A 21,837-nucleotide genomic window follows, 5' to 3' on the forward strand; every position below is an offset into this window, starting at 1 on the left:
CATTACTCCTTGGCGGCCCGTTGTTCGGCCGCACCGTTCCCGCTGCGACCGGCAAGGACGCTGGCGCGGCTCGCGGCACGGCCGCTTGGAACGTAAGCTTTGTCGGGCGTACCGGCCTCGAGCGCGGGATCGTTGAGCGCCCTGCGATCACTGGGGGCGATCGGCAGCGGTTCACCCGACAGCGGATCCTTGTAGGCCGACAGCGCAAGCACGTAGTAGGAGAGCGCCCAACGGTCCTCTTCCGACAGCGGATCCCGGTAGGATGGCATCGGTGTGCCGCTCAACCCGGTCGTCATGGTGCGGAAGATGTCCTCAACTGTAGGACCTGACTTGAATTGGCCAGCGGTAAGGTCCGCCGGAGGGCTCGGAAAGCCCAGATCGTCCTTCAGCCCGGGAGCCTTTTCGCCATCACCCTTCCCGGTCTGACCATGACACTCCCAACACTTTGCACTCTGCCACACATCCTTGGCGCGAGTGAGCATCTGCTCAGACGGAACAGGCGGCCGCCCGATGTACAGGGGCGCGCCTGGCGGTTCTTCCTTGAAATACGCATAGGGCTTTGCGGGGTCGGAACGGTCGACCGCCAGCTCAAACTTGATGTACTGAATGACGGCGAGGCGGTCGATTATATGCAGCTCGTGCCAGGCCGGCATCGCCGTGCCCCGAACGCCGCGTGTAATGGTGCGCAGAAGGTCGCCGTCGGTTGGCAACGGCTCCTTGGTCAGCCTGAACTTGAAAACCGCCGCAGCGAAGCTTCGCGGGCGCTGCTTGTACATAAAGGTTGCAGCTGGTCCATTGCCGTCACCGCTCTCCCCGTGGCAGCCGAGGCATCGCCGCTGATAGACCTCTTTGCCGTAGGCGATCCATTCGCTCGATCGCGGCACCGTAGCATCCGTAACGTCGAGCTTTTGCGGCTCAAACAGGTCCCGCCACTTGCCGCGATTCATGCCAAGTTTTTGAAGATAAGCGATGAGCCCCTGCAGCGCTTCTGTCTCGGCGGCGATGTTGACGGTGTCGCCGGTATATTCCTTGTTCGGTGTCCAAATAATCGGAGCTTTGCCGCGCGCCGCCATGGGCACAAACAGAAGTCCATCGGCGTTCGGCGTGAGCTTAACCTGCTCCTTGCTTTCGAATGCGAAGAGCTTCTCAGTAGCTGGCGTTCGTTCCAGGCTACGATTACCAGCTCCGTCATCGACGATCTTGACTCGTTCCGCGGACGTCTCGAACAGTCCCCGAAAAGGCGCCATATTCGAATCCGGCGAGAGCATTCGGGGATTCCAGAAATGCGCGAGATGCCATTCGTCGCTGAACTTGAGCCCGACCCGCGTCAGATCCGGCCCGATACGCCGGGTGCCCCATAGGTGCGGCACGTCGAAGGTGTATTCGCCTGCTTCGGAGACCGGACCCCAACGGCGCGTCTCGCCGGTCACCGGACGCACATATTGCGAATGGCAGTACCAACACCCCTCGCGCAGATACACTTGGCGACCGAGCTGCTGCAGCGGCGTATAATCAGTGGCATCGGTCACCATCCATTTGAGCTGGCCAAAGTCGGTGCGGACCACGGCGGTCACGTCGGTCGTCCGCGCCGTTGGCTCAATAAAGGGTAGGATGCCCTGGGTGACCACGGCGAGAAAGAAGAAGAAAACCCCGGCTACCAGAGCGACAAAGCGCGCACTCATTCAGCTGGCCCTCCGGCGGGAATCGGGGCTGCACCTGGGGCTGCGATGGGCTCTCTTTCCTCGGCCGGTCGACTGAGCGCGGTCATCATAAGATTGAAGACGAGCAGAGACATCCCGATGTCCATGGTGATGCCGCTGAGCGTACGCACCAGCCAATAGGCTTTCATCCGGACCACCGTGTCGAGCCACTCGGTGCCATTCATCCATTCGAAGCCTTGCTGCAGACCTCCAGCGGTCAGCACCAGACCCATGGTCGTAATACCGACGGTGATCAGCCAGAACGACCAGTTGCCAAGGGTCCATGACCAAAGCTCGCGTTTGAACGCGCGCGGCCACACGTAGATCAGACCGCCCATCGCCCAGACCACGAACGTGCCGAAAACCGTGAGGTGCGAGTGCGAGATGACGAAGTCGGTGAAATGGGTGGGCTGCTGGATCGAGCGCAACGCCTCGGTCGAGCCCTGGAAGCAACCCGCCAGATACATCAGCGAGCCCATGATCAGGAACTTCGCGGGGAGATTCTTCCCGAAACCGTCCCAACGCCCCTTCACTGTGCCGAAGAAGTTCACCAGCACCGTCCACACGGGAATGATCAGCAACATGGAGGTGATAATCGCGAGAGTCTCGGTCCAATCGGCGATCGGGCTATACAGATAATGGTGGATGCCAACGAAGGGATAGAACAGCGCGAGCGACCAGAAGCCCACCAGCGACAACTGGTGTGCATAGAGCGGATTGCGCACACTGACCGGCAGGAAATAATAGATGAGCACGTAGCCTGCCGGCGTGATCCACAGTCCGACAATGTAATGGATATAGAGACCGTGAAACGCAGCGCTGTTAATGCCTGGAATGGTGTATGGGAGGATAAAGCTGCCCAACAGGAGATTCATCGTCGTCCATACGAAGGCCCCAATGAGATACCAGAGCGCCACATAGAGCGGTGCCTCGAGACGTTGCGCGATGGTGAAAAGGAACTGTGCCGTCGTTGCCGCGATGACGATGAAGATGGGAATCTCGGCGAAGAGCGGGAGCTCGCCCGCCTCCAGACCATGGTTCTGCGCAAAAGGCAGCGAGATCAGCCCCGCCGCCAAGCTGATGTTATACAGCCATGCCAGCGGTACGCCCCATTGTGCCCATGGTACCCGCACGCCGCAGAGGCGCGGGACCAGATAGTGACATTCGCCGATGAAGAGGGCGGAAAAGGCGCCGAAGATGACGCCGTTGACATGAACCGGCCGCAGCCGGCCAAAGGTCAGCCCTAGATTACTGGTCCCGAGATAATCCGGATAGTTGAAGAGACCCGAGATCGCCACGCCGATCGAAGGCGTAACGAGGAGCCAGAACATGCCAAAATAAAGCCAGGTTCGGACCAGCCGCCAATCGACCAGATCATCCAAGTTGACGCCGCTGAACCTGCCGCGCAGTCTCTCTGCAGGAAACACCTCCGCCATGGAGCATTCCCCCTTGCTTGTCTGTTAATGTGCTCTCTCCTGTTCTCGGATAGACGCAGCTTCGACAGCAATGATCCGCGCTAGAAGCCTTCGCTTGCAGCATCGAAATCAGAACTTGCCCGGGTTCAACACCGTGCCGCTCTGCGACCAGTAGATGTACGCTTCCAAGGCCTTCATCGCTTCCGAGTCATCGGCGATCTTCTCTCCCTGGTTGGGCTTCTCGATGCACCAGTTGATCATATCGCGCAGCGTCGCGAACTTGGCCATCTGCGCCTGGAATTTCGGGAACGTGGCGGGGTGCGTATCGGCCGTCATGGGGTGGCACATAGCGCATGCCATTCCCGTTTTGGACAACACAACACCCATCGCCTCCTCGGTTGCTGCGTCACCGTGGAACAGCAGGTCGCCTTTGCGGACCTGCTCCATGAATACTTGCTGGTAGGAGTTCAGCAGTTGCGGCGTCACCGGATCCTTGTGTGCAACCGCAGGGCCGACCAGAACGGCCAGCGCTACCGCCGGGGCAGCGCGGAACAGCGTGAAACTCCATGTAATGGGCGCGGTCATGACCATTCCTCCTAGTATGGCCAGATATTGTCGGCGATCCGAGGCCGCAAAACTTCGGGAATGCTCTTCGCATAGTCATCTGGGGACTGCGCGAATACCTGCTTGCGCCACATGACGTATTCGGCTTCGACTTTGTCCTGGGCGCCGACGTCGATCTTGGCCCAACCTACGCCGTCAAAGTGATCACCGGGGTCGACCCGTATCATCGGCTTTGTAAGCTTCGGCACTCCCTCCGGCGCGTACGGCCACGGCCATGAGGTTGCCAGCATGCCGATCGAGCGCATGGTGCCGATTTCATTGTAGAGCACCTGATGCGTGTGACCGTGGATGTTGGTGACTTTGGTGTAGGGCTTGAGTACCTCGTTCACTTCGCGCCAGTCACGCACCCAGAAGTTCCACGGCGGATAGTACTCGTAGAGCGGATTGTGACTGAAGATGACGACCGGCCGGTTCGGATCCCATGTAGCAAGCGTCTTCTGCAGCCAGTCGAGCTGATCGCGACCGACGCCCGCCCACGCGCCAGCGACCGTGCCGTCGAGCGTGGCCATGTGACCCATGCGCTCCTCGGGACTCATCTTCTTCGCCGTCCAATAGTCCGGACCCCGACTGACGGTGTCGAGCCCCACGAAGCGCACACCCTTGTGGTCGAAGGTCCAGTTGGGCTGACCGAAAAGCTCGCCCCATTTCTTGCCCATGTCGAGGTACCAGTCGTGCTCGCCCGGGATGAAGACCTTGCGGATGTTGATTTCTTTCAGGATCTCCACGCCGAGTTCGAGTTCCTCGACCTTGCCAAGCTGGGCTAGGTCGCCGCCGAAGATCAGGAAGTCGGCCGGCGGACTCATGGCCTGTACCTCCTTGGCGGCGCGCACTGTCTTCTCGACGAAGCGCGTATTGAGGGACTTCGGATAGAGATGGGTGTCGGAAATCCAGGCAAACTTAAATGGCGCCTCGGCCGCATAAGCGACGTCGAGAGTGTTGAGCAGCGGCCACCAGGCGAAGGTCTCTGCTACGGTCGCCGCCCCGACCAGACATGATTTGTGAACAAAGGTGCGCCGGGTAATCCGCAGCGAGGGGTCGGGATGCACCCCGGGCTGTTGGAGCACCGCGGCCATTTCACGCCGATCGCGCTCAAGCTCGGACATGGGTTTCCTCCCTTGCGATGGGTCGTTACAAGACGTCACTCCTCTGCCGCACGGCGAATCTGACTCTTCGCGACCTCGCTACGTTCTTATTCCTTCGGCTCGATTGTCGCGTGTCGAGCCGCGGACGTCGTTACTTACCGGAGCCACCTTGCATCGAAGCGGCACCCTTCTTCAGTTCGATGTTTAGATCGCTTGGCTTCCCCGCCGCAACGGTCACCGTCTGCTCGTTCGGGCCGGTGAAGGGGTGGTACGCGAGCAGCTTGTAGTTTCCGGCCGGAACATCGGAGATGGTGAATTTGCCGTCGGCACCGGTGATGGCGTAGTAGGGATTGTCGGCGACATAGATAAACGCTTCCATCCAGCCATGTGCGTCACAATCGATGCGCACCTCGCCCGGCCGCGGCAACTCGACGGGAATTCGCTGACCCTGGTTGGGGAGCGCGAGGTTGAACACGGTGCGCTTGCCGTAATAGCCGTGTGTGTTGTGGAGCATCGGATCACTGTTGACGACGTCCAGGCCGCCCACACGTATCACCTGGATGTTGGGTTCGAACTTGCACTTCTTGTTGTCGATCTCCGGCTTCTTGGCATCCGCCGGCCAGGCTTTTCCCTTCGCGATATCGGCCAGATACACGACGGCGTTCTGCACCGCCTTGTCCGGCCCGACCTGGATGAGCGTCTCCTCGTAGGGGCCGCCGCAGACCTCGATGTCCTTTGTCGGAATTACCTTGCGGGTGCCGGGGGGTCCGTTGAATACGACCTTGCCGGTGATCGATCCGCCGCCCGCGACCGGGCCCGCTTCGTAGGCTGGCGCCGGGAGCGGCGTTGCCACCGCCGCGACCATCGACGCCCCGATCAGCCACTTCATGGCTAAGCCAGTCATCACAGCACTCTCTTGATCTTTGATGTCCGCAGGAAATTTCGTCGAGAGCTAACCGCCATTTACAGGGACTAGGAAAATCAGAACTGCTTTGCGAGACCTTAAGCAAAGCTTATGAAGCTTGAGGGCAAAAATCGTCTAAGAAACACCTGCTGAAACGAGATGGAGATTTGTGGCGGATAAGCACCGTCGCCGGGGGGAGGCATTTGATGCGTCGCCGTCCCATATTTTCGCACCTCGGGCGGGCAATGCCTTTCGGCATTGCTGTCGCGACCGTCTTGGTGTTGAGCCAACCGCTCGTACGCGGAGCCAACTCGCCGGTAACAATCGGCGGTCCGTTCACCCTCACCTCACCTGACGGTACGACGGTCACGGATCAGACCTACCGTGGGAAATGGCTTCTGGTCTATTTCGGCTTCACTTCGTGCCCCGATAGCTGCCCGACGGCACTCCTTGAGATTGCCGCCGCGCTCGAGGAGCTCGGCCCCGACGCCGACAAGCTCCAACCGTTGTTCATCACAGTCGATCCGCAACGCGATACGTCGGCCGTCATGGGGAACTACACCCACTCATTTGATCCGAGGATCGTCGGGCTCACGGGCACGCCGCAGCAGATCGCTGCCGTTGCCCAGGAGTATGGGGTCTACTACGCACCTCATAAGAGCGGGCCGGACGCTAAGAACGTCCTCATGGACCACAGCACCTATCTCTACCTGATGGACCCTGAAGGCAAATTCGCGCGCGGGTTCGACGCCAACACGCCAGGCGACCGCATCGCCGAGGCGGTGCGCGGCGCGATGGCAAAGGCTCGCGAGAATGCAAGTCATCGGGGACGATCAACGCAATGAGAGCGTGTTTTGACCAAAGGGGTTGCGCGGGGCTCTTGAGACTGTCGCAGCCAGGGAGGCTGTCATGAATTACGACGGCTATTTCCTTGATGCCCTCGCGCGGTTACGGGACGAACGACGCTACCGCGTCTTTGCTGATCTTGAGCGCATCGCTGGGCGTTATCCCCGCGCCATCTGGAACTCGCCTGCGGGCCCGCGCAGCGTCGTGATCTGGTGCTCCAACGACTACCTTGCCATGGGGCAGCACCCGAAGGTGATCGGCGCTATGGTTGAAACCGCGACCCGCATGGGCACCGGAGCCGGCGGCACGCGTAACATCGCCGGCACCAGTCATCCGCTGGTCGAGCTTGAGCACGAGCTGGCGGACTTGCACGGCAAGGAGGCGGCGCTCGTATTTACATCCGGCTACATCTCGAACCAGACCGGTATTGCTACGATTGCCCGGCTGATGTCAGGCTGTGTAATCCTGTCCGACGAGCTCAACCACAACTCGATGATCGAGGGCGTGCGCCAGTCCGGGACGGAAAAGCATATCTGGCGCCACAACGATCTCGGACACCTCGAAGAGCTGCTCAAACGGGCCGATCCCCAACGGCCGAAGCTGATCGTGTTCGAAAGCCTCTATTCCATGGATGGTGACGTTGCCCCCATCAACGGCATTTGTGATCTTGCCCAGCGTTACGATGCAATAACCTATTGCGATGAGGTGCATGCGGTTGGCCTGTACGGTTCGCACGGCGGTGGCATCACAGAACGCGATGGCGCAGCGCACCGCGTCGATGTCATCGAGGGTACACTTGCCAAGGCGTTCGGCTGTCTTGGCGGATACATTGCGGGCGATGCCGCGCTGATCGATGCGGTGCGCTCATACGCGCCTGGCTTTATTTTCACCACAGCCCTTCCGCCGGCGATTTGTGCCGCCGCAACCGCGGCGATCCGCCACCTCAAGAGCTCCAACTGGGAGCGCGAACAGCATCATTACCGCGCGGCGCGCACGAAGGCAGTGCTTACGGCGGCCGGGCTCCCGGTCATGCCGAGCGAGACGCACATCATACCCGTCCTCGTCGGCGATCCGGAGAACTGCAAGACTGCAAGCGACCTCCTGCTCAACGAACATGGCATCTACATCCAGCCGATCAACTACCCGACCGTGCCGCGCGGTACGGAGCGGCTGCGCATCACGCCTTCGCCCCATCACGACGACGACATGATCGAAGCGCTCGCCAGGGCGCTGATCGATGTCTGGGAGCGGCTCGACCTGCCGCGCGAGGACCGGGCGCTCGTGCAGATGAGCGCGTAGATCTGGACGGCATCCTGAAGGCGCGAGTTGCCGCGAAGGATCGATCGCGAGTGGGCACAGGAAGAGTTGGCTTGTCACCTTCAAGGACTGTGATTTCGGGCATTTTCGACGATGAGGCATGTAGGCTCGCACTCCTCATCGTAGAACTGAGTAGCGGGGGAGCGACTCGAGCTCCCGTCATTAGAATTCGTCGCTCTAACGCTGAACCAGCCACCCCCTTGCCCGCCGGCAAAGACGAAGGTCGGTCCCGTTCTCCATTCCAGATGAGTGAGTTCAGCTTCTCGATCGAAAGCGGAGCATTCTGCTCCAATCAATCCGATCCGTCCGCGTCGCACGCACCCCGACGTCTACAACACGCCTCGGAGAGAGCTGCTCAGACTTGCACACGCCGCCTTCTAACTGATTGAAGAATTTGAACTCTCGCTCCCATCCATCATGGGTGCAATGCAAAATTGATGCGCTAACATACTGATGTTATTTCGCTTTATCGTCCGATCGGGAATAGCTGATTTTTGGGCCGACACAAATTCAAAGCTGACTATTGTGGCATTTTCCTTTTCGTTTCAAGTGCTTAAGTCGATCGCCTATGCGTCCCTCGAAGATGCCGCGCCTTCTCCGGTACAGCATTGCAGTACCGGATGAGCTCGTGCAGTACCGCGCTAGTTTCGACCCCTCTCTACCAATCCGTTTGCCTCGACCGCAAAGTAACGTGCTGGTCTGGCTACGCCTAGGAGAGAACAAGCACCATCGTAGTTTTGGCGGTGATAGAGCAAGGAAACCTGCGGGCGGCGATTCCGGGGTTGGCGTTTGCGCTATCAGACCGCAGGCTTGCGAAAGCTTCGGCCCATATTGGGCTCGAAGAATGAGCATCACCCTCCGAAGGCAAGGTGGCACGTTCGAATCGTGTTGGATGCGCCAAATCTCTTTGCTCTGCAGATCGATGCGTATCACCAAGGCGAAACTGCAGCTTTGACTTGTTCGCGCGAGCACGCGACCACGCTCTCAAAACCGATTTTTGAGGCATGCACGCCATAGCTGCTGTCAACTCGCCTTCGCTTTCACATATCGCCCGGGCGCAGATTCGCCGGGCGGATAGAGGTTGCTGCCGAGTTGCGTGCGCGCCGGCAGTTGCTCCTCCGCCCACGGCTTGAGCCAACCGATCCAGTCGTTCCACCAACTGCCTGGCTTCTCATCCGCACCTGCGAGCCACGTTGCCGGGTCGTCGCATCGATCGGCAGATACCCAGTAGCTTCGCTTGTTTTTCGACGCCGGATTGATCACCCCCGCAATGTGCCCGCTCGCACCGAGGACAAAGCGAATGTCGCCGCTGAACAGGCCTGTCGTGCGATAGGCGGATCGCCAGGGCACGATGTGATCCTCGACGGTAGCCAGGACATAGGCAGGTAGATCGACCCGCCCCAGATCGACTGATGTGCCGCACATCGTCAGCCGGTTCGGCTCCCGGAGATTGTTCTCCAGGTACATGTTCCTGATGTACCAGCAATACATCGGTCCCGGCAGATTGGTGACGTCGGCGTTCCAGAACAGAAGATCGAAACGCTCCGGCGGCTTTCCCTTGAGATAATTGTTGATCACGTTCGGCCATATCAGCTCTTTCGAACGTAGGGTCTGGAAGACGAAACCCAGTTCGGCGCCGCGGTAGATGCCGCCGTTTCCGATCGTCTGCTCGCGCTGCCGCACGCTCTCCTCGTCCACGAACACGCCGAGATCGCCAGGCTCTCGGAAATCCAGCATGGTCGTCAGCAACGTCACGCTAGCGACCGATTCATCGCCTCGCGTCCGGAGAATGGCGAGTGCCGATGACAGGATGGTTCCTCCGACGCACCAGCCGACCACGTTGACCTTGTCGGCGCCGGAAATCGATCGGGCGATCTCGATCGCGCGCATTGCGCCATGCTCGACATAGTCGTCCCAGCCAAAGTGCCCACAAGAAGCGTCCGGATTGCGCCAGGACACCATGAACACCGTCAAGCCGTGCTCGACCGCAAACCGGACGAACGAATTGGCCGGCTGGAGATCAAGAATGTAGAACTTGTTGATGCAGGGCGGCACGATCAGCAGAGGCCGCACAGCCACCTGCTCCGTCGCTGGTTCATACTGAATGAGCTGAAAAAGATCGTTCTCGAATACGACCGCCCCTAGGGAAGCCGCGACGTCCTTTCCAACATCGAACGCGCTCTCGTCCGTGATCGTCAGATTGCCCTTGCCCAGATCTTCGATCAGATTGTCGAAACCCGCCTTGAGGCTATGGCCTTCGCTGTCCGTCGCCAGCTTGATGACGTCGGGATTGGTGGCGACAAAGTTCGTCGGGCTCATCGCCTCGACAAGCTGGCGCGTGAAGAAGCGGAGGCGGTGTTTTTCCTTCTCCTCCAGATCCAGCGCTTCGACGAAATCGACGCAATACCGCGAGTTCAGCAGGTAGGCCTGTTTCAGCGAACTGTAGAGGGAGTTCTCCCGCCATTCCGTCGAGTTGAACCTGCGATCGCCGCGTGCGGGTTCCAGCGCGGGCTCGGCCTGAACGCCTGCGGCCAATTTGATGACGTGCTCCGTGAGTTGGTACATGCGCCTCAAATGCTCGGCCTGCAATTCGGCGATGCGTCCCGACGAACTCAAGGCCGAGTTCAACTTCGCACCTTCACTATCGGCGCCCGGTATCCACCCCAGAGACCGCCACAGGCTCGCGCCCGCCTTCATGAACCCATCAACAAATTCGTCCGGCATGTTGAATGGCCGATTCATCGGTACCCTCGCTGCAATGAGATGCTTGTTTCGTTTCCTGTCCCGGGCGCTTCTATCTGGTGCCCTTCGTCTGCTAGCCGCAATGCGCCTGGATGTCGGAGCGATCGCGTGACATCGGCCGTCAGGCCCACCGGAGTTGGTGGGCCTGGTTGGCCCATCGTCGTCAGGATCCAGAGCGAACGATTGAGCCCTCGCGGATTCCATCAACATTCACGGAGAGACGCTTGATCTTGTCGTACAATGTCTGCTTTGGGATGCCCAGGAGAGCCGCAGTTGCCTGGACGTCGCCCTGCTTGCGCCGCAACGCGTCCTCGATGATAGATCGCTCGATGTTCTCCAACTGTCGGGGCAACGACACATCCGACGTGCCAAAGCCGGATTTGTTGATCGCCTTGCCATCGAGAACGCCAAGTACGAAGCGATCGGCAACGTTGCGAAGCTCCCGCACGTTTCCTGGCCACGAATAGGCCAACAGCGCGGACATGGTCTTGTCGTCCAAAATCGGCGCGTCACGCTCGAACCTTCGGGCGGCATCCAGCGTGAAATGCTCGAACAGCAACGGAATATCCTCGCGCCGCTCCCGAAGCGGCGGCAGCTCGATAAAGGCGACGCCCAGGCGGTAGTAGAGGTCGGCGCGAAAAACCTTCTTGTCGCTCAACTCGAGCAGGTTCACCTTGCTCGCCGCTACCACGCGGCAATCCACGGCGATCGGCTTGTTCGAGCCGACGCGCTCGATAGATCGATCCTGCAGCGATCTTAACAGCTTCACCTGCACGCTCAGCGGCATGCTTTCGATTTCGTCGAGGAACAGCGTTCCGCCATTCGCGTATTCGATCTTTCCGATCCTCTGACGCGTAGCGCCGGTGAATGCGCCTACCTCGTGGCCGAACAGCTCGCTCTCGACCAGCGACTCCGGCAGACCGCCACAGTTCACCGGGACGTAGTGCCCGCCCCGTCGTGCGCTGTGATTGTGCAGGCAGCGCGCGACGACATCCTTGCCGGTTCCGGTCTCGCCATAGATCGTCACGTCAACATTCGTCGAAGCCAGCGTGGAAACCAACCTGCGCACTTCCTGTATCTGCGGCGACCGGCCCAGCAAGCTCGCCTCGATTCCCTGGCGGTCCGCCAGGACAGACCGCAACGAGCGTACTTCCAGGGTGAGCCGCCTCTTTTCGACTGCCCTGCGCACCACCGAGACAAGTTGCTCGGACGAGCATGGCTTCTCGATGAAGTCATAGGCACCGTTCCGCATCGCCTGTACGGCCATTGAAATATCGCCATGCCCGGTGATCAGGATCACTGGAAGATCCTGGTCCAGTCGGCGCAGATCGGATAGCCACTCAAGGCCGCTCTTGCCGCGCAGGCGCACGTCGCAGACCACGACGAACGGCATTTCGGAACGGACGGCTCCATTAGCGGCTTCAACCGAGACGAATCCTGAAACGGAAAATCCTGCAAGCTCGAGCGCCTGAACGCCGCCGATCCGGACATCGTCATCGTCCTCGACGTAGATCACGCCAATTGATTGGTCATCGCCCATGCGAAGCCCCTGCTACGTCGGCTAGTGGAAGGATCACAATGAATTCGGCTCCGGATGGCCCGAGGTTTCGCGCGCGCAATTCGCCGCCGAAAGAGCGCGCGATGTGGTTGGAGAGCATCAGTCCAAGGCCGAGCCCTTTTCCTGCAGGCTTGGTCGTCACAAAGGGTTCGAACATGCGCTGGAGAACATCGGGCGCAATTGCCGGACCGCTGTTACTGATGGCGATGCGGCATCGGGCGGGCTGTCCGTCTTCCCGCCTCGCCCGGATCAGGATGGTCTTCTGCTCTACACTCTCCACCGCGTCCAGCGCATTCGCCACGATGTTGCACAACAGTTGCTCAAGCCGCGTCTGATCGGCGAGGACGCAGAGACTCGCCTCGATGTCCGTCACAACTTCGACTGCTCCCTCTTTGACACGCCCGGCCAGTATCTTGAGACATTCAGCCAGCGCATGTTCGACGGAGACCGTATCGAGCGGGCTGCTCGACTTGTAGGCGAAGACCCGCAGTTGGCTGGTCAAGCGCCCGAGCCGACGCACCAATTCGCCAATCCGGGTGAGATTGCCACGGGCATCGCCGATGGAACCGCGGTCGACGTACGAGATCGCGTTGTCAGCGGCAGTCTGCAGGGCCGCCAATGGCTGGTTCAATTCATGCACGATGCCGGCGGACATCTGGCCGAGCGCAGCCAGCTTGCCGGCATGGACAAGTTCATCCTGTGCAGCCCGCAGTTCGGCGGTTCTCTCCAGCACCCTGGTCTCAAGCATGTCGTGCGCGGCCTGCAACGCAGCCTGATTGGCCAGGCGTTGCCTGATCTCTCTCCGGCGTTGCAGCACGAGCCCAGTTGCCAGCAACGCAACCATGGAGGCGAGGCCCGACATCGCACCGATGACCAGCGCGGTCTGCCGTATCGGCGCCTCGTCGTCGAGAAGGACGAGCTTCCAGAGACCTCGGTTAGTTGGAAGCTCGCTGACCGCATAAGCGGTTCCGCTCTCGGTCGTGACACGCGCGCCGCCTTTGGATTGCGCGACCACGGTCCATCCGAGCGGCGTCAGGTCGTGGTTGCCGTAAGGTTTGGATCGAGAAATGTCATCACGCATCTGAACCGACAGCGCCGCCATTGGCCGATAGCGCCACTCGTCACGGGAGGCGAGTATAGGGACCTGACGCTCGTCGAGCAGAAGAATGTCGCCTTCAGCATTGCGCCACTCACGCTCGAACGAATCCAGATTGACCTTGACTGTGGCGACCCCGCGGGTCGCCCCGCCATCCTTTAGGGCATAAGAAAGATAATAGCCGGCGCGCGCGCTCGTAATACCGATACCGAAGAACGCCCCTCGGCCGCTGGCGAGAGCTTCGCTCACATATGGGCGGTACGAAAGGTTTCGGCCAACCGGCGTGCCTGGCTGCTCGAAATCGGCCGCCGCCAAGGTGTCGCCCGAAACACCTAAAACGTAAAGGTTGTCGGCTCCTGCAAGCAGGTTGATCGATTTCAAGTGCAGGCTGACCGATTGCTGCAGCGCGGCATCTTGGGGAGTGCCGAGCAATTGGAAGACGCTCGGAGACGTCTCCAGCAATGACGGCAAATATTCAAATCTTGAGAGATGACCGTCGAGCCTGGCTGCTTCCATGGCCAGCCGCTGCTGAGCGGCAGAGTGCAAATAGTCCAGTCCACGCTGGAAAGACACTGCATATCCGACCCACGAAGCGGCCACGACCAGCGCGAGGGCGGCTGTTCCGCGAACAAGCCAACGCGTGGACTTGGGTGTCGCCGACCTGACTTCGGGCTTCCCCTTGACGTCCACCAGGGATGGAAGGTCCGTCATGCTGTGAACCAAACAAATCCGGGGAGTGTCGGCTACAACAGACGACCACTCAGGCATAGTCCAACTCTATGGTTTTGCCTCGGAATACGCGATAGGAAAATCCCGTGTAGGCGATAATGACGGGCAGCGTGATGCAAACCCCGACCAGGATGATCTTGAGCGATTCGGGGCTACTGGCGGCCTGCCAGACGGTGAGCCGGTCGATCACGATGAAGGGATAGATGCTGTAGCTGAGGCCGAGGAAGCTCAGGAAGAAGACGAGCACCAGCAGCGCGAAAGGCAGCCAGCACAGGCTGCCACTCACGGCTTGCGAGCCGAGCAGGAGCCGCACCGTCAACAGCGCAATTGCGGCCGTGATCGGGATCGACGCCACCGCAATCATCGCCGGCAGGGTGAACCACCTGACGCGAACGGTCTCGCTGATCCACGGTGTTGCCATCGAAATCAGGATCAGACCCAGCACCATGGGCGGCCAGGCGATCTTGCTCCATTGGATCGCCTTGTCCTGGAGCTGCCCATCTGTCTTCATCACCAGCCATGTGGCACCGAGCAGCGCGTAGGCCATCGGCAGCGCCACCGCGATTGCACCGGCAAAGACCGGATAATTCCAGCCTTCGCCGAAGCCGCTGATATAGCGGCCGAGCATCCATCCCTGACACACCGATGCCAGCATCGACCCGGCAATGAACAGGCGATCCCACATCGCTTTCCGGTTGGTCTTTGCCTTGACCCTGAAGTCAAAGGCCGCACCGCGCAAGATCAAGCCAACCAGCATGAGAGCGGTCGGTAGATAAAGTTCCGACAGCACCAGCCCATGCGCCTTCGGAAAGGCAACCAAAAGGAGGCCGACGCCGAGCACCAGCCAGGTTTCATTGGCGTCCCAGAACGGGCCGATGGAGGCGATCATGGTATCTCGCTCGTCAGGCGTCGCTCGATGCATCAACATGCCGACCCCAAGGTCGTATCCGTCGCTCACGACGTAGACGAGCAGCGAGACGCCCATCAGCCCGATGAAGATCAGCGGAAGCAGTTCGTCGAAAGACATCGAGGTCATGCGAATTCTCCCTCGCGCTGACACTGGCGCGGGCCGCCAGCGAGGTCCTCCGAACCGATCACGCCCTTCGGTTTGTCCGCCGTCTCCGCCATGTATTTCAGAACGCCGACATAGGCGACGAGCAAGGCGACATAGAGCGCAATATAGATACCGAGCGTCAGGGCAATGCTCGACGACGGGACACGCGAGGCGACGTCGCTCGTTCGAATGAGGCCGGAAACGATGAAGGGTTGGCGTCCGATCTCCGTGACGTACCATCCGGCAATGGTCGCGACCCAGCCGGCAAAGGTCATCGCGGCGAACAACTTGAGCATGGGCCGCGGCATCCGGCCAAAATCCCAGCCATCTCGCCAATGTCTCCACAGGCCGATCCAGCTTACCAGCAGCATCAGGATGCCGATCCCCACCATGATCCGGAAGCACCAGAACACCGGAAAGACCGGCGGATGGGCCGATGGAAACTCGTTCAGTCCCTTGAGCTCGCCATCAGTGTCATGTCGAAGGATCAGGCTGGCGAGCTTCGGCACCCCCACTTCGAAATGGTTCGCTCTCGCCGCATCATCGGGGAGCGCGAACAGCAGCAGCGGCGCGCCACGCGTTGTTTCCCAAACACCTTCCATCGCCGCGATCTTCTGCGGCTGATGCTTGAGTGTATTCAGCCCGTGAAGGTCACCGGCCACCATCTGGGCCGGCGCGGCCAGTGCCGCGAAAACCAGCCCGGTGCGCAGCACGCGTGACGCGCTGTCCGTCGCAACTCCCTTCAGGAGCTGCCAGGCGCTGATCCCGATCAGCAGGAACGCGCACGTCAGGGCAGATGCCAGCACCATGTGGACCAGACGATACGGGAAGGACGGATTGAAGATGATCTCCAGCCAGCTCCGCGCGTGAAACTGGCCATCCACGATTTCGTACCCTGCCGGCGTCTGCATCCATGAATTGAGGGCAAGGATCCAGAATGCGCTCATCAGCGTACCGAACGCGACGAGAAAGGTCGCCCCCAGGTGAACCATCTCCCCAACCCGGCGGTGGCCGAACAGCATCACGCCGAGAAAGCCCGCCTCCAGAAAGAATGCGGTCAGCACCTCATATCCGAGCAGCGGGCCGGCGATATTCCCGACGCGTTCCATGTAGCCCGGCCAGTTGGTGCCGAATTGAAAACTCATGGTGACGCCGCTGACGACCCCAAGCGCAAATGTCAGCGCGAACACCTTGGTCCACAGGCGGTAGGCGCGAAGCCAATCGAGCGTTTGCTGTGGATCAACTGCACGCAGATGCTTCAACCTGAAAAACAGCAGCACCCAGCCCAACGCGATCGAGATCGACGGAAACAGGATGTGAAACGTGATGTTGGCGGCGAACTGAATGCGCGCAAGGAACACGGCGTCCATCAACATCCCTCCAGGTTCACGCGACACCTCCTGCGTGAATCAAATGCGCGTCAATGCAGCTTCACATGCGGCTCGGTCCGCCGGGTGATCAGACGGACCAGCGTGTCGAGCGCAACCTTCACCGAGCCGTGCAGTGCGTGTTCGTGCATCTTGTAGAGAGACAGGTACATCATCCTTGCGAAGATGCCCGCAAAGACAAGGTTGCCTCCCACCAGCGCTCCCATCATCGAACCGACGGTGCTGAATTCGCCGAGCGACACCAGAGAGCCGAAGTCTTTATACTTGTAGTCCTTGATCGGCTCGCCTTGCAGATAGCGCGGAATCTGGGAATAAAGATGCGAGGCCTGCTGGTGAGCCGCCTGCGCCCGCGGCGGCACATTACCGCGCTCGCCCCATGAGCAGGCCGAGCAATCGCCGATGGCAAAAATGCCGTCGTCGCGCGTCGTCTGCAGTGTCGGCCGGACGACGAGCTGATTGATGCGATTGGTTTCGAGGCCGGCGATGTCTTTCAGGAAATCGGGCGCCTTCACCCCCGCTGCCCAGACGATCAGTTCGGCGGGGATCGTGCGGCCGTCCGTGAGGCTCACGTGGTCGGAGCCGACTTCCGAGACCTTGGCGCCGACAAGCACATTGACGCCCAGCCTGCCGAGCAACTTGTCCGTCTCTTTCGACACCCGTTCGGGCAATGCGGGAAGCACGCGGTCGGCAGCTTCGATCAGCGTGATCCTGATGTCGTTCTGAGGATCGACCTGATCGAGGCCGTACGCCACCACTTCGCGTGTCGTCCGGTGCAGCTCGGCCGCAAGTTCGACACCGGTCGCGCCGGCCCCGATGATTGCGACTTTCAACTGGTGCGCTCCCAGAGGCGCCGATTGGGCATGCGCGCGGATGCACGCATTGACCATTCGTTCGTGGAACCGCCTCGCGTCCGCCTGCGATTCAAGCTTGATCGCGTGGTCCGCGACGCCGGGCGTGCCAAAGTCGTTGTTCTGGCTGCCGACGGCGACGACCAGCACGTCGTAATCAAAGGTCCGTCTCGGCGTGACCTCGCGGCCTTCGGCATCGAAATACGCCGCCACCTGCACCTGACGGCGGTCCCGATCGATCCCGATCATGTCCCCGATGCGGTAGCGAAAGCCATGCCAGTAAGACTGAGCGAGATAGTCGACCTCGTGGGCCGAGAGATCCATGCTGCCGGCGGCAATTTCGTGCAGCTTTGGCTTCCACACATGCGTGCGGTTGCGTTCGATCAGCGTGACATCGAGCTTGCCCTTGCGTCCGTACTTGTCGCCGAGACGGGTCGCAAGCTCCAGTCCGCCGGCTCCGCCGCCGACGATCACAATCCGGGGTTTTCCCAACTGCGGCTTACCCATGATGGCCTCGATCGATCGAGTTCACTACCCGCCCAAATGCGCCTCCCGATCAGGCTCGATCGGAGACTGCGTCTGCGACCGCGACGGCCGCCATGTTCACGATCCGCCGCACAGTGGACGATGGCGTGAGAATGTGGGCCGGCTTTGCCGCTCCGAGCAGAATGCCGCCAACCGTCAGCCCCTGGCCCGCCGCCATCCTGAGCAGATTGTAGGAGATATTGGCGGCATCGAGATTAGGCATCACCAGCACGTTCGCTGGTCCCTCGAAACCGGAATCCGGAAACTCGTGGTGGAGCACGGACGGCGAAAGCGCCGCATCTCCGCGCATCTCGCCCTCGACGGCCAACTCGGGCGATCGCTCGCGAATGATCGCCCGCGCCTCCCGCATCTTGTTCGCTTCCGGCGCAGCCGAACTGCCGAAGCTCGAATGCGACAGCAAGGCCACCCTCGGCATAATGCCGAACCGCCTGACCTCCGCTGCCGCCAGCAAGGCGATGTCGGCGACCTGCTCTGCGGTCGGATTAAGGTGGCAATGGGTGTCGCAAATGAATAGCTGATGCTGTTGCAGAATGAGCATCTGCATCACCGCAAGGGTCCGCGCATCATCGCGGGTGCCGATCACATTGCGGATGGCGGTCAGATGGTCGGATGTCCTGCCGATGACACCGCACAACATCGCATCGCCAACTCCCCTTGCAAGAAGGAGCGAGGCGAGCACGGTCGCATTGCTTCGGGTCTCCGAGAGAGCGAGACCAGCCGATACGCCGTCGCGCTTTCTGCGCGCGTGGTACACTTCCGCGCATTTGGAGTAGATCTCCGCATCATGCGGATCGATGATGTCACAGTCCATGCTTGGCCTCAGCCGGAGATCGAACGACTTGATCCGCTCCTCGATCGTTGACGGCCGGCCAACCAGCAAGGGCCGCGCGATCCTCTCGTCAACGACAACCTGCGCTGCGCGCAGCACGCGCTCATCCTCGCCCTCCGCCAGAAGCAGCGACTTGCCGCTTCCCTTCGCCACCGAGAAGACCGGCTGCATCGCGTTGCCGGACTGATAGACGAAACGGCTGAGCTGCTGGCGATAGGCTTCCATGTCAGCGATCGGACGCCTGGCGACTCCGCTGTTGGCCGCAGCCTTGGCCACTGCTGGCGCGACGACCTCGATGAGTCGCGGGTCGAGGGGTTTTGGAATGAGATAGTCGCGACCAAAGCGAAGCTTCTCCCCCTTGTACGCAGCAGCGACCACCTCGGGCACTTCCGTCATCGCCAGATCCGCCAGCGCACGGACGGTCGCAAGCTTCATGTCCTCGTTGATCGTTGTAGCGCCGCAGTCGAGCGCGCCTCTGAAGATGAACGGGAAGCACAGGACGTTATTGATCTGGTTGGGGTAGTCCGACCGCCCCGTGCCGATGATCGCATCTGGACGGACCGCCAACGCGTCTTCCGGCATGATTTCCGGGATCGGGTTGGCCATGGCGAAGATCAGGGGATCCCGCGCCATCTTCTTGACCATGTCTGATGTCAGCACGTTGCCGGCCGACAGGCCGAGGAAGATATCCGCGTCCTGAATGATCTCGTCCAGCTTTCGCGCATCCGTTTTCACCGCATAGCGCGCCTTGTTGTCGTCCATACCCTCGGTGCGGCCCGCATAGACGACGCCTTTTGCGTCGGTCACGATGATACGGTCGTGCCGCAGGCCAAGGCTGACAATGAGATCAAGACAGGCCAGCGCCGCTGCGCCAGCGCCGGAGCAAACCAGCTTGACCTCGGCAATGTCCTTCTTGACCAGCTTCAGACCGTTAAGGATTGCCGCGGCGGCGATAATCGCGGTGCCGTGCTGGTCGTCGTGAAACACCGGAATCTTCATTCGGGTGCGGAGCTTCTGCTCGATGTAGAAGCATTCCGGCGCCTTGATGTCCTCCAGGTTGATGCCGCCGAAGGTCGGCTCCATCCTGGCGATGGTTTCGATCAGCGCGTCAGGATCCTCTTCGGCAAGTTCGATGTCGAATACGTCGATTCCGGCGAACTTCTTGAACAGGCACGCCTTGCCTTCCATGACCGGCTTGCCGGCCAGCGCGCCGATATTGCCGAGACCAAGCACGGCGGTGCCGTTGGTGACGACAGCCACGAGATTGCTGCGTGCGGTCAGCACATCGGCCTGCAAGGGGTCCTTGGCGATGACCAGGCAAGGCTCCGCCACGCCCGGTGAATACGCGAGCGACAGATCGCGCTGTGTCGCCATGGCCGTGGTCGGCACCACGGAAATCTTTCCCGGCCTCGGCAGGCGGTGATATTCGAGTGCGGCTTCCCTCAGATCCTGGTTCATCGTACTCCCCGATTTTACTTCTTTGTGTGGGAGGCGGATGCAACCGCCCCTCTCCTACTCTTGTGCGGTCGGCAGGCCTCAGGCACTTCCGTCACGTGTGCGCATGCTCGCCATTCCGTCCTCGAAACGCCGGCGCAATATTTCGAGCGTTTGTTTCTGTGACTCCGTCGACGCCTCGACGAGCTGGCGCATGTTGGCGATCGCTTTTTCGAACCCTTGCCTAGCGATTTCATCGCGTCGTCCCGCAACAGATTCGTCGTTCACCTCGACAGCGATGGCCTTCATGGTCTCCTGGAACACCTCGGCTTGTCGCGCCATCAGATTTCGCCAACTGTCGTATGCCGAGCGATTGACCTCGACGAGAGCGTCGATGCACTTCTTCTCCATGTCCATCGACGGCATCATGTCGATGCCGCTGATGCGGCAGGATTCGATGAGCTTGGCGAAGTCGAACTCGGCGAGGCCCCAATCAAGGTCGTTTGGCTTCGATCTGTTGTCGGACATTTCTCTCTCCTGTATTGATCGCTGCTGCGGTCTGGGGTTTGAAATTGCGATGCTTCCACTTGTCGAGCGGAGGCGATCGGTGCCGGCCGCCCCTCGGCATCCAGTGCGACGAACGTGAAGATGCCTTCGGTCACCTTGACGCGATCGCCGAGCCGTCGGCGCAGCGCCCAGGCCTCGAGGCGGATCGCCACCGAGGTACGCCCGACACGCTCGGACGCCGCGTAGACGCACAAGACATCCCCGACATGCACCGGCTTGATGAAATGCATCGCTTCGATCGCCACCGTCGCAACGCGCCGTTGCGCGCGTTGACCGGCATGGATGCCACCGGCGATGTCCATCTGCGAAAGAACCCAGCCGCCGAAGATATCGCCGCTCGGATTTGCATCCGCGGGCATGGCCAGCGTCCGTGTCGTAAGGTCCCCCTCGTGGCTGGATCGACATGGCGCGGCTCAGTTCATGTGCTGGCCGCCATTGGCTGAAATCGTCGAGCCCGTGATGAAGCCGGCATCGTCAGATGCCAGGAACACGACGGCTCGCGCGATCTCGTGCGGTTCGCCCAAACGGCCGACCGGGATCTGCGGCAGGATATTCTTGGCCACGACGTCCGGGTTGATCGCCTTGACCATTTCGGTCGCAATATAGCCGGGACAAATCGTGTTGACGGTGATGCCGGCGCGTGCCCCCTCCTGTGCCAGCGCTTTCACGAAGCCGATGTCTCCCGCCTTGGCGGCGGAATAATTGACCTGGCCCATCTGGCCTTTTTGGCCGTTGATCGAGGAGATGCAGATCACGCGGCCGAATTTGCGCTCGCGCATGCCTTCCCACACCGGCCGCGTCATGTTGAACAGCGAATTCAGGTTGGTGTTGATGACGCCGTACCACTGCTCCGGAGTCATCTTGTGGAACATGCCGTCCTTGGTGATGCCGGCGTTGTTGACCAGCACCTCCACCGGCCCCAGTTCGGCTTCGACCTGCTTCAATCCCGCGACGCAGGCGTCGTAGCTCGACACGTCCCATTTGTAGACGTTGATGCCGGTCTCCTTCTTGAACTTCGCCGCCGCCTCGTCATTGCCGGCATAGCTCGCTGCCACCTTGTAGCCGGCCGCCTTGAGCCCAACCGAGATTGCCTCACCTATGCCGCGCGTACCGCCGGTAACCACCGCAACCCTGGACATCGTTCCCTCCTGATCCTGA

The 21,837-nt window shown here is 60.6% G+C and carries 16 protein-coding genes and 1 pseudogene; 2 read left to right on the forward strand and 15 right to left on the reverse strand.

The annotated features are described in order from the left end of the window. Window positions 1-2: 2 nt before the first annotated feature. The 5 genes from V1292_RS29950 to V1292_RS29970 form a co-directional block, all read right to left on the reverse strand. Window positions 3-1,682 carry a cbb3-type cytochrome c oxidase subunit II gene (locus tag V1292_RS29950; protein WP_334376152.1) on the reverse strand — a complete coding sequence of 560 codons (1,680 nt, stop codon included), beginning with the start codon at window positions 1,680-1,682 and terminating at the stop codon, window positions 3-5. Beyond that, the gene (locus V1292_RS29955; protein WP_334376153.1) at window positions 1,679-3,136 is read right to left on the reverse strand and encodes a cbb3-type cytochrome c oxidase subunit I; all 1,458 of its coding nucleotides are present in this window, start codon (window positions 3,134-3,136) and stop codon (window positions 1,679-1,681) included. Before V1292_RS29955 ends, V1292_RS29950 begins: the two co-directional genes overlap by 4 nt. A gap of 108 nt (window positions 3,137-3,244) precedes the next feature. After that, window positions 3,245-3,700, reverse strand: a complete 456-nt coding sequence (locus tag V1292_RS29960) for a c-type cytochrome (RefSeq protein WP_065747342.1) — start codon at window positions 3,698-3,700, stop codon at window positions 3,245-3,247. Between the two features lie 11 nt (window positions 3,701-3,711). Continuing rightward, the gene (locus V1292_RS29965; protein ID WP_334376155.1) at window positions 3,712-4,842 is read right to left on the reverse strand and encodes a metallophosphoesterase family protein; all 1,131 of its coding nucleotides are present in this window, start codon (window positions 4,840-4,842) and stop codon (window positions 3,712-3,714) included. Between the two features lie 130 nt (window positions 4,843-4,972). Beyond that, window positions 4,973-5,725 carry a carboxypeptidase regulatory-like domain-containing protein gene (locus V1292_RS29970; protein WP_334376156.1) on the reverse strand — a complete coding sequence of 251 codons (753 nt, stop codon included), beginning with the start codon at window positions 5,723-5,725 and terminating at the stop codon, window positions 4,973-4,975. Window positions 5,726-5,931: 206 nt separating this feature from the next. On the opposite strand from V1292_RS29970, the gene V1292_RS29975 reads away from it, so the two are divergent. Beyond that, on the forward strand, window positions 5,932-6,570 hold the full coding sequence (locus V1292_RS29975; RefSeq protein WP_334376157.1) for an SCO family protein: 639 nt from the start codon (window positions 5,932-5,934) through the stop codon (window positions 6,568-6,570). Window positions 6,571-6,634: 64 nt separating this feature from the next. Then, window positions 6,635-7,870, forward strand: coding sequence for a 5-aminolevulinate synthase (hemA, locus tag V1292_RS29980; protein WP_334376158.1), 1,236 nt, complete (start codon window positions 6,635-6,637; stop codon window positions 7,868-7,870). Window positions 7,871-8,911: 1,041 nt separating this feature from the next. Here hemA and phaC read toward each other — a convergent pair. The 10 genes and pseudogenes from phaC to phbB form a co-directional block, all read right to left on the reverse strand. After that, window positions 8,912-10,630: a class I poly(R)-hydroxyalkanoic acid synthase gene (gene phaC, locus V1292_RS29985; RefSeq protein WP_334376159.1), complete on the reverse strand. Its 1,719-nt coding sequence runs from the start codon at window positions 10,628-10,630 to the stop codon at window positions 8,912-8,914. A 163-nt stretch (window positions 10,631-10,793) separates the two neighbouring features. Further along, window positions 10,794-12,170 (reverse strand): sigma-54-dependent transcriptional regulator, encoded by a 1,377-nt coding sequence (locus V1292_RS29990; protein WP_334376160.1) that lies wholly within the window; start codon window positions 12,168-12,170, stop codon window positions 10,794-10,796. Further along, on the reverse strand, window positions 12,160-13,995 hold the full coding sequence (locus tag V1292_RS29995; protein ID WP_334376161.1) for a sensor histidine kinase: 1,836 nt from the start codon (window positions 13,993-13,995) through the stop codon (window positions 12,160-12,162). Before V1292_RS29995 ends, V1292_RS29990 begins: the two co-directional genes overlap by 11 nt. Window positions 13,996-14,044: 49 nt before the next feature. Beyond that, entirely contained in the window at window positions 14,045-15,049 is a 1,005-nt protein-coding gene (locus V1292_RS30000) for a cytochrome d ubiquinol oxidase subunit II (protein WP_334376162.1), read from the reverse strand. After that, window positions 15,046-16,437, reverse strand: a complete 1,392-nt coding sequence (locus V1292_RS30005; protein WP_334376163.1) for a cytochrome ubiquinol oxidase subunit I — start codon at window positions 16,435-16,437, stop codon at window positions 15,046-15,048. The genes V1292_RS30000 and V1292_RS30005 overlap by 4 nt, the downstream gene beginning before the upstream one ends. A 50-nt stretch (window positions 16,438-16,487) precedes the next feature. Beyond that, the gene (locus tag V1292_RS30010; protein WP_334376164.1) at window positions 16,488-17,810 is read right to left on the reverse strand and encodes an NAD(P)/FAD-dependent oxidoreductase; all 1,323 of its coding nucleotides are present in this window, start codon (window positions 17,808-17,810) and stop codon (window positions 16,488-16,490) included. A 49-nt stretch (window positions 17,811-17,859) separates the two neighbouring features. Further along, window positions 17,860-20,136 carry an NADP-dependent malic enzyme gene (locus V1292_RS30015; RefSeq protein ID WP_334376165.1) on the reverse strand — a complete coding sequence of 759 codons (2,277 nt, stop codon included), beginning with the start codon at window positions 20,134-20,136 and terminating at the stop codon, window positions 17,860-17,862. 78 nt (window positions 20,137-20,214) lie between these two features. Continuing rightward, complete coding sequence (phaP, locus tag V1292_RS30020) at window positions 20,215-20,529, reverse strand: TIGR01841 family phasin (RefSeq protein ID WP_334376166.1); 315 nt, start codon at window positions 20,527-20,529, stop codon at window positions 20,215-20,217. Window positions 20,530-20,693: 164 nt separating this feature from the next. Beyond that, window positions 20,694-21,038 (reverse strand): annotated as a pseudogene (locus V1292_RS30025) (acyl-CoA thioesterase); the annotation flags it as partial. A 54-nt stretch (window positions 21,039-21,092) separates the two neighbouring features. Beyond that, window positions 21,093-21,818: an acetoacetyl-CoA reductase gene (phbB, locus tag V1292_RS30030; protein WP_334368155.1), complete on the reverse strand. Its 726-nt coding sequence runs from the start codon at window positions 21,816-21,818 to the stop codon at window positions 21,093-21,095. Between the last annotated feature and the right edge of the window lie 19 nt (window positions 21,819-21,837).

The sequence above is a fragment of the Bradyrhizobium sp. AZCC 1719 genome, assembly GCF_036924525.1.
In the GTDB taxonomy this organism is placed as follows: Bacteria; Pseudomonadota; Alphaproteobacteria; order Rhizobiales; family Xanthobacteraceae; genus Bradyrhizobium.

What these genes read in the sequence shown, in the direction of transcription:
- V1292_RS29950 (WP_334376152.1), bottom strand. Translation starts at nt 1,682, where the DNA reads ATGAGTGCGCGCTTTGTCGCTCTGGTAGCCGGGGTTTTCTTCTTCTTT.
- V1292_RS29955 (WP_334376153.1), bottom strand. Translation starts at nt 3,136, where the DNA reads ATGGCGGAGGTGTTTCCTGCAGAGAGACTGCGCGGCAGGTTCAGCGGC.
- V1292_RS29960 (WP_065747342.1), bottom strand. Translation starts at nt 3,700, where the DNA reads ATGACCGCGCCCATTACATGGAGTTTCACGCTGTTCCGCGCTGCCCCG.
- V1292_RS29965 (WP_334376155.1), bottom strand. Translation starts at nt 4,842, where the DNA reads ATGTCCGAGCTTGAGCGCGATCGGCGTGAAATGGCCGCGGTGCTCCAA.
- V1292_RS29970 (WP_334376156.1), bottom strand. Translation starts at nt 5,725, where the DNA reads ATGACTGGCTTAGCCATGAAGTGGCTGATCGGGGCGTCGATGGTCGCG.
- V1292_RS29975 (WP_334376157.1), top strand. Translation starts at nt 5,932, where the DNA reads ATGCGTCGCCGTCCCATATTTTCGCACCTCGGGCGGGCAATGCCTTTC.
- hemA (WP_334376158.1), top strand. Translation starts at nt 6,635, where the DNA reads ATGAATTACGACGGCTATTTCCTTGATGCCCTCGCGCGGTTACGGGAC.
- phaC (WP_334376159.1), bottom strand. Translation starts at nt 10,630, where the DNA reads ATGAATCGGCCATTCAACATGCCGGACGAATTTGTTGATGGGTTCATG.
- V1292_RS29990 (WP_334376160.1), bottom strand. Translation starts at nt 12,170, where the DNA reads ATGGGCGATGACCAATCAATTGGCGTGATCTACGTCGAGGACGATGAC.
- V1292_RS29995 (WP_334376161.1), bottom strand. Translation starts at nt 13,995, where the DNA reads ATGACGGACCTTCCATCCCTGGTGGACGTCAAGGGGAAGCCCGAAGTC.
- V1292_RS30000 (WP_334376162.1), bottom strand. Translation starts at nt 15,049, where the DNA reads ATGACCTCGATGTCTTTCGACGAACTGCTTCCGCTGATCTTCATCGGG.
- V1292_RS30005 (WP_334376163.1), bottom strand. Translation starts at nt 16,437, where the DNA reads ATGGACGCCGTGTTCCTTGCGCGCATTCAGTTCGCCGCCAACATCACG.
- V1292_RS30010 (WP_334376164.1), bottom strand. Translation starts at nt 17,810, where the DNA reads ATGGGTAAGCCGCAGTTGGGAAAACCCCGGATTGTGATCGTCGGCGGC.
- V1292_RS30015 (WP_334376165.1), bottom strand. Translation starts at nt 20,136, where the DNA reads ATGAACCAGGATCTGAGGGAAGCCGCACTCGAATATCACCGCCTGCCG.
- phaP (WP_334376166.1), bottom strand. Translation starts at nt 20,529, where the DNA reads ATGGACATGGAGAAGAAGTGCATCGACGCTCTCGTCGAGGTCAATCGC.
- phbB (WP_334368155.1), bottom strand. Translation starts at nt 21,818, where the DNA reads ATGTCCAGGGTTGCGGTGGTTACCGGCGGTACGCGCGGCATAGGTGAG.